Origin of the sequence: Enterobacter hormaechei ATCC 49162, assembly GCF_001875655.1 — a bacterium.
GTDB lineage: Bacteria > Pseudomonadota > Gammaproteobacteria > Enterobacterales > Enterobacteriaceae > Enterobacter > Enterobacter hormaechei.
Genome location: NZ_MKEQ01000001.1, coordinates 2656779 through 2671395, shown reverse-complemented (window position 1 = coordinate 2671395; position 14617 = coordinate 2656779). Strand labels below are relative to the sequence as shown.

Annotated in this window: 13 protein-coding genes and 1 tRNA gene; 9 read left to right on the top strand and 5 right to left on the bottom strand. The window is 50.6% G+C overall.

Annotated features, from left to right (window positions below):
* The first annotated feature begins 68 nt into the window (after positions 1 to 68).
* From BH712_RS13320 to BH712_RS13280, 9 genes are all read left to right on the top strand, one after another.
* Positions 69 to 611 carry a hypothetical protein gene (locus BH712_RS13320; RefSeq protein WP_006812327.1) on the top strand — a complete coding sequence of 181 codons (543 nt, stop codon included), beginning with the start codon at positions 69 to 71 and terminating at the stop codon, positions 609 to 611.
* A gap of 236 nt (positions 612 to 847) precedes the next feature.
* Entirely contained in the window at positions 848 to 2050 is a 1203-nt protein-coding gene (locus BH712_RS13315; RefSeq protein WP_006812326.1) for an L-lactate MFS transporter, read from the top strand.
* 343 nt (positions 2051 to 2393) lie between these two features.
* Positions 2394 to 2918: a long polar fimbrial major subunit LpfA gene (gene lpfA, locus BH712_RS13310; RefSeq protein ID WP_032674157.1), complete on the top strand. Its 525-nt coding sequence runs from the start codon at positions 2394 to 2396 to the stop codon at positions 2916 to 2918.
* Positions 2919 to 3002: 84 nt separating this feature from the next.
* On the top strand, positions 3003 to 3707 hold the full coding sequence (lpfB, locus tag BH712_RS13305) for a long polar fimbrial biogenesis chaperone LpfB (protein WP_006812324.1): 705 nt from the start codon (positions 3003 to 3005) through the stop codon (positions 3705 to 3707).
* A 22-nt stretch (positions 3708 to 3729) separates the two neighbouring features.
* Entirely contained in the window at positions 3730 to 6258 is a 2529-nt protein-coding gene (gene lpfC, locus BH712_RS13300) for an outer membrane usher protein LpfC (RefSeq protein ID WP_006812323.1), read from the top strand.
* Positions 6259 to 6275: 17 nt separating this feature from the next.
* Positions 6276 to 7343 (top strand): long polar fimbrial protein LpfD, encoded by a 1068-nt coding sequence (lpfD, locus tag BH712_RS13295; RefSeq protein ID WP_006812322.1) that lies wholly within the window; start codon positions 6276 to 6278, stop codon positions 7341 to 7343.
* Positions 7344 to 7348: 5 nt separating this feature from the next.
* Positions 7349 to 7876, top strand: a complete 528-nt coding sequence (lpfE, locus tag BH712_RS13290; protein WP_006812321.1) for a long polar fimbrial protein LpfE — start codon at positions 7349 to 7351, stop codon at positions 7874 to 7876.
* A 253-nt stretch (positions 7877 to 8129) separates the two neighbouring features.
* Entirely contained in the window at positions 8130 to 9824 is a 1695-nt protein-coding gene (eptB, locus tag BH712_RS13285) for a kdo(2)-lipid A phosphoethanolamine 7''-transferase (RefSeq protein WP_032674155.1), read from the top strand.
* Between the two features lie 91 nt (positions 9825 to 9915).
* Positions 9916 to 9992: transfer RNA gene (locus BH712_RS13280), tRNA-Pro, on the top strand.
* A 489-nt stretch (positions 9993 to 10481) separates the two neighbouring features.
* Here the strand turns inward: BH712_RS13280 and pcoE are convergent.
* From pcoE to pcoC, 5 genes are all read right to left on the bottom strand, one after another.
* The gene (pcoE, locus tag BH712_RS13270; protein WP_000723069.1) at positions 10482 to 10916 is read right to left on the bottom strand and encodes a copper resistance system metallochaperone PcoE; all 435 of its coding nucleotides are present in this window, start codon (positions 10914 to 10916) and stop codon (positions 10482 to 10484) included.
* A 217-nt stretch (positions 10917 to 11133) separates the two neighbouring features.
* On the bottom strand, positions 11134 to 12534 hold the full coding sequence (gene pcoS, locus BH712_RS13265) for a copper resistance membrane spanning protein PcoS (RefSeq protein WP_001211180.1): 1401 nt from the start codon (positions 12532 to 12534) through the stop codon (positions 11134 to 11136).
* Positions 12531 to 13211, bottom strand: coding sequence for a copper response regulator transcription factor PcoR (gene pcoR / locus BH712_RS13260; RefSeq protein ID WP_001188930.1), 681 nt, complete (start codon positions 13209 to 13211; stop codon positions 12531 to 12533). Before pcoR ends, pcoS begins: the two co-directional genes overlap by 4 nt.
* A gap of 54 nt (positions 13212 to 13265) precedes the next feature.
* On the bottom strand, positions 13266 to 14144 hold the full coding sequence (gene pcoD / locus BH712_RS13255; protein WP_229692861.1) for a copper resistance inner membrane protein PcoD: 879 nt from the start codon (positions 14142 to 14144) through the stop codon (positions 13266 to 13268).
* A gap of 55 nt (positions 14145 to 14199) precedes the next feature.
* Positions 14200 to 14580 (bottom strand): copper resistance system metallochaperone PcoC, encoded by a 381-nt coding sequence (gene pcoC / locus BH712_RS13250; protein ID WP_000025662.1) that lies wholly within the window; start codon positions 14578 to 14580, stop codon positions 14200 to 14202.
* Between the last annotated feature and the right edge of the window lie 37 nt (positions 14581 to 14617).

Sequence of the window (14617 nt, the reverse complement as noted above, 5' to 3'; positions counted from 1 at the left end):
ATACGCCCTAATACCTCTTCGAACAATGACATATATCGCCGAATTCGGCTCTTTCTGGAGTCGCTTTGATGATGTTAAAAAAAATCAGTGGTCGCCATGCTGCTTCTGGCCTGGTGGGTGTCTCAGCCTGCCTGCTTCTTTGTAACACCGCTTTTGCGTGGCAACAGGAATATATCGTTTCAGATGCACAAAATAATACGACGGAACGCTATACATGGGACGCCGATCACCAACCGCGTTATGAAGATATTCTCGCGGAACGTATAAACCGCTCGCAGAATGCGGCGGGGTTTGCCCTGAACGATCCCTCCGGTTTGGATGCGGAAACCGTTCTGAGCGTTGGCTGGAATTTTCCCGTGGCAGGACATTTCACAACCGGACCCGTAATGGCGTGGCGCACAGATGGCACGCCCCCCGCACCGGTGAATGCGTTTGGTGATACCACCACCACGCAGTCGCTTACCGATCCCCTCTGGCATGCCAGCGTGAACTCGTTGGGGTGGCGTGTCGATACGCAGTATGGTGATTTACACCCCTGGGCGAAGATCAGCTACAACCAGCAGTCGGAGGAAGAATATTTGTATACCCTGGGCTTAAGCGCCAAATTTTAGGGTTGTTACTTTTTTAAACGCTGCGGTAACATATTTAATACAATAACGGTGAGGGTTGCAGCGATAGTACTCACTCACCTTTAAGCGTTTTCTTTCCCGGCAAGGTCATTCATTCCCGCTTCCAGGCATTTCATTCCGTTTCTCCTGCATTTCATGCCGTTTTACCCCTGGCGTATTGGGGTTTTGTTTATCGTGTCCTCAGCGAATTTCCTTAATTTATCTTGCAGGACACTGCCATGAACGAATCAACTTATAACCGCACGCGTTGGCTTACGCTATTTGGCACCATCGTTACCCAGTTCGCACTGGGCTCGGTCTATACCTGGAGCCTGTTTAACAGCGCCCTGTCTGATAAGCTCGGCGCGCCAATAAGCCAGGTGGCGTTCTCCTTCGGCTTGTTGAGTCTTGGGCTGGCCATTTCCTCTTCCGTGGCGGGCAAACTTCAGGAGCGCTTCGGCGTGAAGCGTGTGACCATGGCCTCCGGGATCCTGCTGGGCGTGGGTTTCTTCCTGACGGCACATTCTGACAACCTGATGATGCTGTGGCTGAGCGCCGGAGTGCTGGTGGGGCTGGCGGACGGCGCAGGCTACCTGCTGACGCTGTCTAACTGCGTGAAGTGGTTCCCGGAGCGTAAAGGACTGATCTCCGCATTTGCCATTGGTTCGTATGGCCTGGGCAGCCTCGGGTTCAAATTCATCGATGCGCATCTGCTGGCCTCGGTGGGGCTTGAGAAAACCTTTATGATCTGGGGCGTGATTGTGCTGGTGATGATCCTCTTCGGCGCAACGCTGATGAAAGATGCCCCTCAGCAGGAAGTGAAAACCGTTAACGGCGTGGTGGAGAATGATTTCACTCTCGCACAGTCCATGCGTAAACCGCAGTACTGGATGCTGGCGGTGATGTTCCTGACGGCCTGCATGAGCGGTCTGTATGTCATCGGCGTGGCGAAGGATATCGCGCAGGGCATGGTGAAACTGGACGCGGCGACGGCGGCGAACGCGGTAACGGTTATTTCTATTGCTAACCTCTCGGGTCGCCTGGTGCTGGGTATTCTGTCTGACAAAATCGCCCGGATCCGCGTGATTACGCTGGGGCAGGTCATCTCGCTGGTGGGGATGGCGGCGCTGCTGTTCGCTCCGCTGAATGAGGCGACATTCTTTGCGGCGATTGCCTGCGTAGCCTTTAACTTTGGCGGCACCATTACCGTCTTCCCGTCACTGGTGAGCGAGTTCTTTGGCCTGAACAACCTGGCGAAAAACTACGGCGTGATTTATCTCGGCTTCGGCATCGGCAGTATTTGCGGTTCGCTGATTGCCTCGCTGTTCGGCGGCTTCTATGTGACCTTCTGTGTGATATTTGCCCTGCTGATTATTTCGCTGGCGCTGTCTACCACGATTCGTCAGCCGCAGCGTGAAGTGTTAAGCGAAGCACATGCATGATAAATCTGTTGTAAAAAAGCGCCCATCGGGCGCTTTTTTAGCATAAAGACATAATAAATTATAATCTACCAGCCGCCCGATAAATAAGGGAAAACATTCCAGTACTTTATGAATTAGAAAAAACAATATATTAATTATATTGATTTATTCCGAATATAACTTTTGTGGATGTGCGCTACCTCATAGCTTTATGATTTTTATTACTTTAAGTCCTGCTGAAAGGTAGCTTTACTTAATCTAATTTTAAAATCTGACCCTCTCTCTATATGCTCCATTCCCTCACGGAATGCAGGTTATTCCTAAGGATGTATTCTGTCATCTTTCGACATAAATGGAGTTTTTAATGAAAAAGGTTGTTTTTGCACTGTCTGCTCTCGCTGTTGTTTCCACTTCCGCTTTCGCGGCTGATTCTGGTGACGGCACCGTTAAATTCACCGGTGAAATCGTTGACTCACCATGCGTCGTTTCTACTGACTCTCAGAACCAGGAAGTTGTGCTGGGTCAGGTTAAGAAAACTGTCTTCAAAGCGGTTGGCGACAAATCTGTTTCCAAACCATTCCAGATCAAACTGGAAGACTGCGATATCTCCAGCAAAACCAAAGTTAACGTCAACTTCACTGGCGTAGCGGATGCAGACGACGCAAAACTGGTTTCTGTTAGCACTGAAGCTGGCGCGGCATCTGGTGTGGGTATTGGTATCTACGACAACGCAAACAAGCTGGTTGATATGAACAGCGGTAAATCCACCACCACGCTGTCTGCTGGCCAGACCGTGCTGTACTACACCGCTAACTATGTTGCAACCAAAGCGGCTGTCACCACCGGTTACGGTAACGCAGAAGTAGACTTCAACCTGTCTTACGAATAATCGAATTGTCATTAGTACAGACAATCACAATGGCAACGGAAACCCCGTTGCCATTTTTTCCAGCGGAGACTCAGGGAGAGAATCATGAACCGCTCACGTTTGATATCTTGCGCAGCACTGGCGCTGGCGCTGGCGCTGATTGCTCAAAACAGTTTTGCAGGCGGCGTGGCATTAAGCAGCACGCGCGTTATTTATGACGGCAGCAGAAAGGAAGCTTCTCTGACGGTCAACAATAAAAGCACCACGGACGAATTTCTTATCCAGTCCTGGATTGATGATGCTAACGGTAATAAAAAAACGCCATTTATCATCACCCCACCGTTATTTAAATTAAATCCGACGAAAAATAACGTCTTACGTATTGTGAATACGTCTAATGCGTTACCGCAGGATCGTGAATCTGTTTACTGGGTTAACGTGAAAGCGATTCCTGCCAAAAGTGAAAACGCAGAAGATAAAAACGTGCTGCAAATTGCCGTGCGTACCCGCTTAAAACTGTTCTATCGCCCGGCGGGCCTGAAAGGTAATAGCATGGACGGCTGGAGCAAACTGAAGTTTACAAGCGCAGGGGCTAACCAGATCAAAGTGGAAAACCCATCCGCCTTTAACCTGACGTTTAATAAATTTTACGCCAACGGTCGCAATATTGAAAAAACGGGAATGGTTCCGGCAAAAGGCTCTTTGAATATCGAACTGCCAGCCGGCACCGGTAAGGTAAGCGAAGTTAAATACAACATTATTAATGACTTCGGCACCGCTGGCGACATGCTTACACAGCGCGTTAATTAACACGTTTTAAGGGTTTATTACTATGCCATGGACGCATCTTCCTCTGGTCAATAAGACCCCGCGTTTCCCGCTGTCTGCGCTTGCGCTGATGATTGCGGGTACGCTCCCCGTATATGCAGGAAAATTTAATCCGCGCTTTCTGGAGGATGTGCCGGGTATTGAGCAGCACGTTGACCTTTCAATGTATGAATCCAGTAAAGCCGAACAGCTACCGGGTAAATACCGCGTGTCGGTGGTGGTCAACGATAAAAAAATGGAGTCTCGCACCCTGGAGTTTAAGGCCGCGACAGAGGCGCAGCGCACAAAAATGGGTGAGTCCCTCGTGCCGTGCTTGAGTCGTGTGCAGCTTGAGGATATGGGCGTGCGTATTGAGAGCTTTCCGGCGCTGAAAATGGCGCCGCCGGAAGCCTGCGTTGCTTTTGACGACATTATTCCTCAGGCTGCCAGCCATTTCGATTTTGCGGACCAGACATTGATCATGAGTTTCCCACAGGCCGCGATGAGACAGACCGCGCGCGGTACGGTGCCAGAATCGCAGTGGGACGAAGGGGTGAACGCCCTGCTGGTGGATTATAACTTCACCGGTAGCAACGCCAGCTATGACGCGCATGACAGCGATTCCAGCTATAGCAGCGACAGCTACTACCTGAACCTGCGCAGCGGCGTGAACCTGGGGGCGTGGCGGTTACGTAACTACAGTACCTGGACGCGAAACGATGGCGATAACCGATGGGATAACATCGGCACCTCGTTAAGCCGTGCCATTGTGCCGTTAAAATCACAGTTGACGCTGGGGGACACCTCAACGTCCGGTGATATTTTTGACAGCATTCAGATGCGCGGCGCACAGCTAACCTCCGACGAAGAGATGCTGCCTGACAGCCAGCGCGGGTTTGCGCCGGTGATCCGCGGTATTGCCAAAAGTAGCGCCGAAGTGACCGTTGAGCAGAACAACTACGTTATTTACCGCACGTTTGTTCAGCCGGGTGCGTTTGAAATTAATGACCTGTACCCCACCTCAAACAGCGGCGACCTGACGGTTACCATCAAAGAGGCGGACGGCAGCGAGCAGAAGTTCGTTCAACCGTTCTCCGCGGTGGCGATCCTCCAGCGTGAAGGCCATCTGAAGTACAGCCTCTCCGCAGGGGAATACCGTGCCGGGAACTATGACAGCGCCGAGCCGAAGTTCTGGCAGCTGGATGCCATGTACGGTCTGCCGTACGGCTTTACCGTTTACGGCGGGTCGATCTTCTCCGACGACTATTATTCGCTGGCGGGTGGCTTAGGTAAAAACTTCGGTTACATCGGTGCGGTCTCCATCGACGTGACTCAGGCGAAAAGCAATCTGGCAAATGACGAAAAGTCGGAAGGTCAGTCTTACCGCTTCCTCTACTCCAAGAGCTTCAACAGCGGTACCGATTTCCGTCTGCTGGGTTACAAATATTCGACCAGCGGCTACTACACCTTCCAGGAAGCGACGGATGTACGCAGCGATGCGGACAGCTCGTATAGCCAGTACCACAAGCGTAGCCAGATTCAGGGCAACGTGACGCAGCAACTGGGTACCTGGGGCTCGGTCTATTTTAACGTCACGCAGCAGGACTACTGGAATGATGAAGGTAAACAACGCTCGCTGAACGCTGGCTACAACGGCCGTATTGGGCGCGTGAACTACAGCATCGCCTACACCTGGACGAAAAGCCCGGAGTGGGATGAGAGCGATCGTCTGCTGTCATTCTCCATGTCGATTCCGCTGGGACGTATGTGGAGTAACTACCATCTCACCACCGATCAGCATGGCCGTACCAACCAGCAACTGGGCGTCAGCGGTGCCGCGCTGGAAGACCGCAACCTGAACTATAGCGTGCAGGAAGGCTACGGCAGCAACGGCGAGGGTAACAGCGGCAGCGTGAACCTGGATTACCAGGGCGGCGTAGGGAATGCCAGCCTGGGCTACAACTACAACCGCGACGGCCAGCAGGTGAACTACGGTCTGCGCGGCGGCGTGATTGCCCACAGTGAAGGCATTACGCTTTCTCAACCGCTGGGCGAGTCAATGGCCATTATCTCTGCGCCGGGCGCGCGCGGTGCGCACGTCATCAACAACGGCGGCGTGGAAGTGGACTGGATGGGTAACGCGGTGGTGCCGTACCTCACACCGTACCGTGAAACGGAAGTCTCACTGCGAAGCGACAGCCTGAACAATCAGGTTGATCTGGACACCGCCTCCGTCAACGTGGTGCCAACGCGCGGTGCCATCGTCCGGGCACGCTTCGACACCCGCGTGGGCTATCGCGTGCTAATGACCCTGACGCAGGCCAATGGCAAAGCGGTGCCGTTTGGAGCGACCGCCACGTTGCTGGATACCAAAAAAGAGTCCAGCAGTATCGTAGGTGAAGACGGACAGCTTTATATCAGCGGGATGCCGGAGAAAGGTGCACTTCAGGTTAACTGGGGTAAAGACCAGGCACAGCAATGTCGCGTGGCGTTTACGCTGCCGGAACAACAGGAGAATACCGGCGTGGTGATGGCGAATGCCGTCTGCCGGTAACAGGGAAGGATACGAGTATGTTGAAAAAAATAATGATGTTTGCGGGCCTGCTGGGCGGAACTGCGCTGGTTTCAGGGCAGGCGCTGGCGGCAGCGGATTGGGGACCGTGTACCCCAGACAGTACCCACACTTATTCAGCAGTGCTGGAGAAAACCATCACAGATACGTCAAAGAATGCTTCAGGGACGGTATTCCGCGACTTTTGGTCATGGGATTTAGGTGGGTCGTATCAAGCGACATGTGAATGCCCGCCTGGCGATGCTCCCACCACCGTCCTGTTCAAGGCTAGCTCACCTCTCCCCGTAGGTCACAGCGAAGGAGAAAGGGAATACTATATTATCAATGATAATATCCAGATTTCTGCCGATGTCTGGATAGCAGGTCACAAGGAGGAAGACGTCTCAGTACCATTTGAGAATATCGATAATCTGACTATGAGCCGAGTGGGTTGCGATGTGGATGGGAAGGATGGAAGCTGGGGGACCGGAAGTAGAGGAAAGCTCTCCCTTTATATTAATCATCCTTTCGTTGGTGAGATGACTATACCCAGTACAAAGCTATTGGATATTTTTGGAACCACTAAAGCGGGAGTCTACAGTGCGATTCCATTGGCTAGCGTATTTTTTAGTGGCCATATTATTGTTCCCCAGGGTTGCGAACTCTCCAGCGGCAGCACGCTGGAAATACCGTTTGGTGAATTTAAGGCCAGTGATTTTAAAGATCGCAAAGGGCAAATTGCAAAGAACGGCACGAAGTTTACTAAAGACCTTCAGTTTAAATGCACCAATATTGCCGATGGCGTTAAGATCTTCCTGCGTATTGAGGGAATGCCAAACGCCAATGATTCGAATGCCATTGACATGGGCAATCCGGATATCGGCGCTGTCATTGAGGGCGCGAACGGTAAGATTTTGGTGCCAAATGACACCAGCGTTAATCAGGAACTGAGCGTAACTGCGCTGGTTGATGATACGCACCGCACCGCCTCGACGACCATTTCGGCTTACCCTATTAGCACCACCGGCAAATTGCCCGCCGCCGGGGAGTTCGAAGGGATCGCCACCATGCGTATCGATGTGGAGTAAGCCGGATGAATACCCTTAATAGGTTTTTGCCAGCGTGTTTGCTGCTTACCACCTCAGCGATGGCGGCACCGACGAATATCGGTTCCGCAGGCGATATTCACTTTTCTATTATCATTAAGGCGGCCACCTGTGAGCTGGAAAGCGACAGTATTGACGTCGATATGGATACCGTGGTGCTTCAGCGCCCGATAAAAGTGGGTAAGGAGTTGAATCAGAAAAGCTTTAGTATCGGCTTAAAAGACTGCGCGTATGCCACGAAGGCCTACGTCAAGATGGACGGTACGCCAGATGTGACTAACTCCTCACTCTTTGCGCTGGACAGCGGGGGCGCGACGGGCGTGGCGTTAAAAATCAAAACGTCGGGCGGGGTGCAGCAGTCCCCCTCCAGTACCGATTCTACACCCGTGGAGCATGTCGTCTGGTTTGATGGTACGAACAAGCTGAATTACATCGCCAGCTATGTGCCTGTTAAACCGGATGCCACCGTGGGCGCGGCAAATGCGACAGTGAATTTTAGCGTCGAATACGAGTAATCCGGGAGGGCCGGTTCGCTGGCCCTTTGCCCATTTTTCGGGGTTGCATCAGCGTTCTGCTTCTCCAGACGCTGATTTTTTGTAAAAATCTTCAACGATCACACTCTCTGCTGCCACTTTTCTTCCCCACTGTGGTCTACTTATCGCGCTTGTAGACGTTTCTGATAACGGTTTCTCTCGCACCTACTTACTCTGTCAGCTTTCTCAACGAGATTCGGCGGGTCTTTATACCCCTTCCCCCAGGGTTGTTTGCATGAAATATATTAGATCTCTTACCCAGCAAAGATTGTGTCTGATGCTGGCTGTCTATATCGGTTTGTTTCTGAATGGCGCGGTGCTGTTCAGAAGAGTGGAAGGTTATTTTGAACACCTCACCGTAAGAAACGGGATTTTCGCCGCGATTGAAGTGTTTGGCTCAATTCTGGCAACCTTCTTCCTGCTACGTCTGCTTTCTCTCTTTGGCCGTCGCACATGGCAAATTCTGGCCTCGCTGGTGGTGATTATCTCCGCCGCCGCCAGCTATTACATGACGTTCATGAACGTGGTCATTGGCTACGGTATTGTTGCTTCGGTGATGACCACGGACATCGACCTCTCGAAAGAGGTGGTGGGACAAGGGTTCATCATGTGGACGATTTTGACCTGCCTGGTTCCGCTCTTCTTTATCTGGAGTAATACCTGCCGCTATACCCTGTTACGCCAGCTGCGCACTCGTGGGCAGCGCATTCGCAACGTCGCCGTCGTTCTCCTGGCGGGTCTGCTGGTGTGGGCGCCGATTCGCCTGATGGAAAAACAGCAAAAACGCATCGAAAAAGCGACGGGTGTGGATATGCCAAGCTACGGCGGCGTGGTGGCTAACTCGTATCTGCCGTCTAACTGGCTGTCCGCGTTAGGGCTGTATGCCTGGGCACAGGCGGACGAGTCCAGCGATGTAAAATCGCTGATTAACCCGACCAAAAAGTTCACCTACCAGGCTCCGGCGGATGGGCTGGATGATACTTACGTGGTCTTTGTTATCGGCGAAACGACGCGCTGGGATCATATGGGGCTTCTCGGTTATGACCGCGATACCACCCCGAAACTGGCGCAGGAAAAAAATCTGGTGGCTTACCGCGGCTACTCCTGCGATACCGCCACGAAGCTCTCGTTGCGCTGTATGTTTGTGCGTGAGGGCGGTGCGAGTGATAACCCACAGCGCACGCTGAAAGAGCAAAACGTGTTTGCTGTTCTGAAGCAGCTTGGATTTAGCTCCGATCTGTTCGCCATGCAAAGTGAGATGTGGTTCTACACCAACACCATGGCGGATAACATCGCCTATCGTGAGCAGATTGGCGCCGAGCCGCGTAACCGCGGAAAGAACGTTGATGACATGCTGCTGCTCTCTGAGATGGAACAGTCGCTGAAAAACCATCCGAAGGGTAAGCACCTTATTGTTCTGCATACCAAAGGGTCACACTACAGCTACTATCAGCGTTATACGCGCGATTTCGCCAAATGGACGCCTGAGTGTGTCGGCATTAACAAGAACTGTAGCAAGCAGGAGCTGATCAATGCCTATGATAACTCGATTCTGTATGTGGATACCTTCCTCAGCCGGGTGATCGACCAGCTTCGCGATAAGAAAGCGATTGTGATCTACGCCGCAGACCACGGTGAGTCCATCAACGAGAAAGAGCATCTGCACGGCACGCCGCGTAAGCTGGCCCCGCCGGAGCAGTTCCGCGTGCCGATGATCATGTGGATGTCGGATAAGTACCTTGAAAACCCGGACAAAGCCAAAATGTTTGCCCATCTGAAGCAGCAGGCAGAGATCAAGGTTCCGCGCCGTCACGTTGAGCTGTATGACACCATTATGGGCTGTCTCGGCTATACCTCACCGAACGGTGGCATTAACGAAAATAACAACTGGTGTAAACTCCCTGATAACACCACAAAAGCCGCGCAATAGCTGGTCTGGCGAGAATATCGCCAGTTGAATGGCTTTTTGAAAATAAGGGATTGACGGGGGCGCACCTCAGCAGTAAGATGCGCTCCGCATTCGGCGAGTAGCGCAGCTTGGTAGCGCAACTGGTTTGGGACCAGTGGGTCGGAGGTTCGAATCCTCTCTCGCCGACCACATTCTGAAAAGGGCTAACCGCAAGGTTAGCCCTTTTTGCATTAACGCGTTACCCCGCACGAGTCCTCAAAATACCCCTTAGCCCTGCTTCCCCCTGCCTGCTTGCGGTTTTGTGACATAATCCATTGTATTTTTTTATATATAGTTTGATCTTTTTTCGCGTTGCTGTGTAGAGACATTAAAGTTGTATCCTTTAACCTGAAAAAGACTTTAAAGTTGTAAAGTTTTAAAAAAACACATACAAAACATGATGCTAAGTGTGTATCACACGCTGTTCCAACATTATGCCTTGATGTTCTTGCAGGAACTGCAATTTACAGGAGGAAAAAGGTGTTTTTGTAGTTATCTGGCGTTACGTGACAGTGTTGGTCAGATACTTCCACCTCTTCAGAGTTAAAGTTTGATATATGGGAAAAAAAACGCTCCCGGACGGGAGCGTAAGCCAGTGACTTCGGCGTCAAATGAGGGTCTAACAAGTGGAGCTGCGGGTTAATTCTGGGTGATCTGACTGCGATGCTTATCAGCCTGCTGCTGGTGAACAACGGAAGACTGACCATTATTCGCCTTCTCATGTACAGCTGCGGCCTTCTCATGCTCGCTCATTTCAGAAAATGACTTTGCTGTTTCGTTGGTAGCTCCGGGTTTAGCTTTCATCATTTTTTTATGCATTTCAGCCATGTCCTGGTGGGCAGCAGAATTGCTGTTTTGCATCATGTCATGGGACATTGCGGCCTGATCGTGACTGCTCATATCCATCATTGTCATGCTGTCTCCCTGAATTGCACTTTTTTCAGCAGATGACTGCATCTGGTGGGCAGGTGCCTGTGCATTATTTACCTGGTCATGCATGTTCATTGTCTCTGCAGCCATGGCAGATGAAGCGGCAGCCATAATGGCAACAAATGATACGAGAATCTTTTTCATGGTTGGGTCTCCGGTGTTTACATACCCAAACAATCAATGGCTTATAACAGAGAAAGCAGTTGATCTCAGGGCGGGTTAATCATCACTCCAGGAACCAGGTGATTGTGTTATCACGCTGCTCCTGATTTATGAATAATTATAAAAAACCGCCTCTGTTTATCGCGTGACTGAATGATGACAATTTTGTCACCTTCCAGGTTTCTCCTGAACAACGGGATTAATCCATTAACAGGCGCACTTTGAACACAATTTCACGCCCCTGCTGTTCTGCTGACAGCTCGCCGCCGTGAGCATGAATGATCGACCTTGTAATTGATAATCCCAGCCCCGCGCCTTCCGTGTTGTAGAACCTTGATGAGTCTGCGCGATAGAACCGGTCAAACAAACGTTCCAGATTAGCGGGAACCTGGCCGGACATCGTATTCGTAATCATCACGTTCACACAGTCACTGTCACGCTCAAGGTGTATCGCTGTACAGGTGTTATCGGGAGAATACTTGATTGCATTGGAAAGCAGGTTACTGAAAGCACGTCGGAGCATATCGCTGTCTCCGGCAACAACGCCCTCTCCTTCAACCGTGATTGTCTTTCCTGTTTCGTCTGCCAGGGGCTCGAACAACTCACGTAATTCATTCAGTTCGGCTGCCAGATCCACATCATGTTTATCCAGCCGCAGCAGACCATGCTCTGAACGTGCCAGAAAAAGCATGTCACTGGTCATTCGTGACAACCTTTTCAGTTCTTCCAGGTTAGCGAATAAAATTTCGCGGTAATGCGAAACATCCCTTTCCTTAGCCAGTGCAAACTGCGTCTGCATCATCAGATTACTGACTGGTGTGCGCAGCTCATGCGCGATGTCAGACGAGAAATCTGACAGTTTCCGGAATGCCCCCTCCAGGCGATCAAACATATTATTGAACTCCTGCATGGTCTCAGAGATTTCCGGCGGAGCCAGATCGGGATTTAGACGCTGATCCAGGCTGTGTACGGTCATGGAGGAAGCCAGACTGGTCATTTCCCGTAGCGGTTTCAGACCAATACGTGTGGTCAGCCAGCCCAGAAAAACAGAAATAAAGACCAGACCGATATTGAACCAGAACAGCCAGGTACTGAGTTTGTCCATAAACAGGGTGTGATACCCAGTATCCGTGGCAACCGTAATGATGACATGTTTGCTTTTACCCTGTTCCGGCGTCACGGCAACCCGCCGCGAGATACTGCGGTACACGGTGTTATTTTCTTCCGTCTGGATCATATAGTCGAGAATATCACCCGACTTATTAAGCAGGACCGCTGGAACAACAGAATTTTTGGCATAGAGTTCAACAATTTTTTCATTTTCCATGTTTTTTATAGAAATGAATAAGCCATTGTGCCCCACCATCGCATCGTTTATTTTTTCTGATAATGACTTAATATCCGTTTTGTTCCTGAACGTCTCTGTTTTAAGAAACTCTTCGGTGAGCTGAAGTTTACCTGTCAGAAAATCGCGGTCCTGATTATCGAAATAGCCATTAAGGGTGCTAATCAGGATAAAACTTGATAACCACCATACCGTAAGCATCACCGCAGAAAAAATCAGGCTCAGGCGTGTGGTCAGGGAAATTTTGAACCTCACTCTTCTCTGATCTCCAGGACATATCCGGCACCGCGAACGGTATGGATCAGTTTTGGCTCAAAGTCATCATCAATTTTACTTCTCAGACGTCTCACGGCGACATCAATCACATTCGTATCACTGTCAAAATTCATGTTCCAGACCAGGGACGAGATAAGACTCCTGGGTAACACTTCTCCGGTGCGTTGCAGCAGCAACTCAAGCAGAACGTATTCTTTACCGGTGAGATGGATCTTCTTCCCCGAACGGATCACGGTCCGGCGCACCATATCAACGGTCATATCGGCGATGGTGCAGACTGTTGCGGCCTGCGAGCGTGCCCGGCGCAGTAGGGTTCTTACACGTGCAACCAGCTCCGTAAAATCAAAGGGCTTAATCAGGTAGTCATCTGCGCCAAGCTCCAGTCCTTTCACTTTGTCCCGCACGTTGTCCTTTGCGGTTAAAAACAGGACCGGTTCTTCGTGCCCGGACTCCCTCAGTGCGCTGATGATTTGCCACCCGTCGAGGAAAGGCAGCATCACGTCCAGTATTATCAAATCATACTGTCCCTTCGACGCGGCCCCGAGACCATCGCGGCCATTATTAAAGAGATCGGCCTGATAGCCTTCCTCAACCAGTCCCTGCTGCAGGTAACGACCTGTTTTTTGTTCGTCTTCAACGATTAAAATACGCTGCATGGTCAACTCGCTGATATGAAAGTAAAAATCTCACGCATGAGCTTTGGCTGTCCCCTAGCTGACCTGAGACGGAGCAAGCATTCCGAGCCACGCTACGGCGCCCAGAATGATAATCGCAACAACGAATTCTGTCAGGATGCTGTTTCGCATCAGGGCAACGCTGCGATCATAATTCCCTTCCCTGACCATAACTTCAAGCCGGGGACCCAGGTGAAACCGGTTTGCTGCAGCCAGAAGAAGCATCAGAACAAACAGAGCCGTCTTGGCAAGCAATATCCTCCCCCAGGAACTGTTGAATAAGGGAGTTAAGTTACCCTCAGCAATATACAGATAGTTGACCAGCGCACTCAGGATCAGGGCTACAACAATCACCGTTCCTGCCGTGGCAAATTTTGCCAGGGAGTCAGATATCACAATGACGCTCTGTGCATTATGCTCGTTTCTGCGCATCAGCAGGATAGCAAATGCAACCAGAGCACCTGTCCAGGCACCTGCAGCGCCGAGATGGGTCAGATCGCTCAGTAAATGGAGATAGTAATGCAGACCGTCATGCATAACGGCGTGTCCTCCCCAGGCAAGTGTAGCCAGCGCCACGCCCCCACTCATCGTCATCAGCAGGCAGGACAATACTCTCTTATTAGTGTAAAGGAACAAAGCACCGAGTGTGGTAAACAGGGCACAGAGCCTGACAATCCAGCTAATACCCACATCAGTTTCTTCTATCACCATCTCGATAACATGGATGGATAATTCTCTGAGGTCAGTTACTCCACTCATGGCATTAGATACCAGGAGCATATTAATGCCAGTAAGAATGATGCCTGTAACAACAGCAAAAGTTATAAACGACCTGAAATTAGTCAGGTTATAGGTTTCATGTCTGACACCGCTTATTCCATATATCTGAAAAAATGGCAATCCAAATATTACCATCAAATCCAGATAAAGAAGAAAACGAATAACAATCATAATCAGGTCGTTCATAATATTACTTCACTGTAAAGGTGTAATTACCGGTAATAGGGTGCGTATCTGAAGAAACCGCGCGCCAGTCAACACGATAAGTGCCAGCGGGTAAAGGCTCTCGCGGAATAATGACCATCGATTTAGGGTCAGCGCCTGGCGCCACTTTTGCCGCGACCGGCATCGGAGAATGTGATGACATGCCTTTCATACCCGTCATCGTTAATTTTGCACCTGAGAATTTCACGGTCAGATTTTCCGAGAAATTAAGCTGAATCTTTTCCGGGGCCGCTACGGCTGAATCAGCCTGTGGCACAGAGCTTTTTAATTCCGGATGGGCCATAGCAGAGAAAGCAACGCCCATAACGAGGCCACCTGTAAGAATGGCTTTATTTAAAATCGACATTTTATTTACCTGTTTAGTTGAGTGTTTTATATCAGTG

What these genes read in the sequence shown, in the direction of transcription:
- lpfA (WP_032674157.1), top strand. Translation starts at nt 2,394, where the DNA reads ATGAAAAAGGTTGTTTTTGCACTGTCTGCTCTCGCTGTTGTTTCCACT.
- pcoC (WP_000025662.1), bottom strand. Translation starts at nt 14,580, where the DNA reads ATGTCGATTTTAAATAAAGCCATTCTTACAGGTGGCCTCGTTATGGGC.
- pcoR (WP_001188930.1), bottom strand. Translation starts at nt 13,211, where the DNA reads ATGCAGCGTATTTTAATCGTTGAAGACGAACAAAAAACAGGTCGTTAC.
- BH712_RS13320 (WP_006812327.1), top strand. Translation starts at nt 69, where the DNA reads ATGATGTTAAAAAAAATCAGTGGTCGCCATGCTGCTTCTGGCCTGGTG.
- lpfB (WP_006812324.1), top strand. Translation starts at nt 3,003, where the DNA reads ATGAACCGCTCACGTTTGATATCTTGCGCAGCACTGGCGCTGGCGCTG.
- pcoD (WP_229692861.1), bottom strand. Translation starts at nt 14,144, where the DNA reads ATGGTAATATTTGGATTGCCATTTTTTCAGATATATGGAATAAGCGGT.
- BH712_RS13315 (WP_006812326.1), top strand. Translation starts at nt 848, where the DNA reads ATGAACGAATCAACTTATAACCGCACGCGTTGGCTTACGCTATTTGGC.
- eptB (WP_032674155.1), top strand. Translation starts at nt 8,130, where the DNA reads ATGAAATATATTAGATCTCTTACCCAGCAAAGATTGTGTCTGATGCTG.
- pcoE (WP_000723069.1), bottom strand. Translation starts at nt 10,916, where the DNA reads ATGAAAAAGATTCTCGTATCATTTGTTGCCATTATGGCTGCCGCTTCA.
- lpfE (WP_006812321.1), top strand. Translation starts at nt 7,349, where the DNA reads ATGAATACCCTTAATAGGTTTTTGCCAGCGTGTTTGCTGCTTACCACC.
- lpfC (WP_006812323.1), top strand. Translation starts at nt 3,730, where the DNA reads ATGCCATGGACGCATCTTCCTCTGGTCAATAAGACCCCGCGTTTCCCG.
- lpfD (WP_006812322.1), top strand. Translation starts at nt 6,276, where the DNA reads ATGTTGAAAAAAATAATGATGTTTGCGGGCCTGCTGGGCGGAACTGCG.